The 2,341-nt window shown below is 46.7% G+C and carries 1 pseudogene; it reads left to right on the top strand.

Going from position 1 to position 2,341, the window contains the following annotated elements:
• Window positions 1–2,341, top strand: a pseudogene (locus tag WAA15_RS24350) (hypothetical protein); the annotation flags it as partial.

The raw sequence follows: 2,341 nt of genomic DNA, 5'->3' as shown, positions 1-2,341 counted from the left end.
AACAGCGGCCAATTGTAGTGGAACTTTAAGCTGGCGTAAGGATGGTCAGTCAGTGACTTATTCGAATCCGGCGGTGGTGACTCAATCAGGCGTTTATACAGCTACTTGTACGACCAGTTGTGGGACAAGTGTGGCTTCTAACAGTATTCAAATCAGCACTGGAGGTATACCAAATGCGCCAACAATTACAGCCGATAAGACGAGCTTGTGTGCTGGAGAATCGGCTACTTTAACAGCAGCTAATTGCAGTGGTACAGTGAAATGGTTATTAAATGGAAGTTTATTGACCAGTGCTAATCCTACCTTTACCAATCAATCAGGTGTTTATACGGCTACTTGTACAACTAGTTGTGGCACCAGTGTGGCTTCTAACAGCATTCAAATCAGTACTGGAGGTATACCAAATGCGCCGACGATTACAGCCGACAAGACGAGCTTGTGTGCTGGTGAATCGGCTACTTTAACAGCGGCCAATTGTAGTGGTACCTTAAACTGGCGTAAGGATGGTCAATCAGTGACTTATTCGAATCCGGCAATAGTAAACCAATCAGGCGTTTATACAGCTACTTGTACGACGAGTTGTGGCACAAGTGTGGCTAGTAACAGTATTCAAATCAGTACAGGCGGTATACCGAATGCGCCAACAATTACAGCGGACAAGACGAGCTTGTGTGCTGGAGAATCGGCAACTTTAACAGCGGTGAATTGCAGTGGTACCTTAAACTGGCGTAAAGATGGTCAATCAGTGACTTATTCAAATCCGGCGGTGGTGACGCAGTCAGGCATTTATACAGCTACTTGTACAACGAGTTGTGGGACAAGTGTGGCTTCTAACAGCATTCAAATTACAACAGGTGGTATACCGAATGCACCAACGATTACAGCCGACAAGACGAGCTTGTGTGCTGGAGAATCAGCTACTTTAACAGCAGCCAATTGCAGTGGTACCTTAAGCTGGCGTAAGGATGGTCAATCAGTGACTTATTCGAATCCGGCGGTAGTGACGCAATCAGGCGTTTATACAGCCACTTGTACGACCAGTTGTGGGATGAGTGTGGCTTCTAATAGTATTCAAATTACAACAGGAGGTATACCGAATGCACCGACGCTTACAGCCGACAAGACGAGCTTGTGTGCTGGGGAATCTGCTACTTTGACGGCAGCCAATTGCAGTGGAACTTTAAGCTGGCGTAAGGATGGTCAGTCAGTGACTTATTCAAATCCGGCGGTGGTGACGCAGTCAGGCGTTTATACGGCTACTTGTACGACCAGTTGTGGGACAAGTGTGGCTTCTAACAGTATTCAAATTACAACTGGTGGTATACCAAATGCACCGACGATTACAGCCGACAAGACGAGCTTGTGTGCTGGGGAGTCGGCTACTTTAACAGCAGCCAATTGCAGTGGAACTTTAAGCTGGCGTAAGGATGGTCAGTCAGTGACTTATTCAAATCCGGCGGTGGTGACGCAGTCAGGCGTTTATACGGCTACTTGTACGACCAGTTGTGGGACAAGTGTGGCTTCTAACAGTATTCAAATTACAACTGGTGGTATACCAAATGCACCGACGATTACAGCCGACAAGACGAGCTTGTGTGCTGGGGAGTCGGCTACTTTAACAGCAGCCAATTGCAGTGGAACTTTAAGCTGGCGTAAGGATGGTCAGTCAGTGACTTATTCAAATCCAGCAGTGGTAAACCAATCAGGCGTTTATACGGCTACTTGTACGACCAGTTGTGGGACAAGTGTGGCTAGTAACAGTATTCAAATCAGTACAGGAGGTATACCGAATGCACCGACAATTACAGCGGACAAGACGAGCTTGTGTGCCGGAGAGTCGGCTACTTTAACAGCGGCTAATTGTAGTGGTACTTTAAGCTGGCGCAAGGATGGTCAGTCAGTGACTTATTCAAATCCAGCAATAGTAAACCAATCAGGCGTTTATACAGCTACTTGTACAACGAGTTGTGGGACAAGTGTGGCTAGTAACAGTATTCAAATCAGTACTGGCGGCATTCCGAATGCACCGACAATTACAGCCGATAAGACGAGCTTGTGTGCTGGAGAATCGGCTACTTTGACAGCAGCCAATTGTAGTGGTACCTTAAACTGGCGTAAAGATGGTCAATCAGTGACTTATTCAAATCCAGCGGTGGTGACTCAGTCAGGCGTTTATACGGCTACTTGTACGACGAGTTGTGGGACAAGTGTGGCTAGTAACAGTATTCAAATCAGCACTGGAGGTATACCGAATGCACCAACAATTACGGCAGACAAAACGAGCTTGTGTGCTGGTGAATCGGCTACTTTAACAGCGGCCAATTGTAGTGGAACTTTAAGC

The sequence above is a fragment of the Emticicia sp. 17c genome, from assembly GCF_037153985.1.
Lineage (GTDB): Bacteria > Bacteroidota > Bacteroidia > Cytophagales > Spirosomataceae > Emticicia.
Note: the sequence above shows the minus strand (reverse complement) of the source record. Positions and strands in the feature narration are given on the sequence as shown.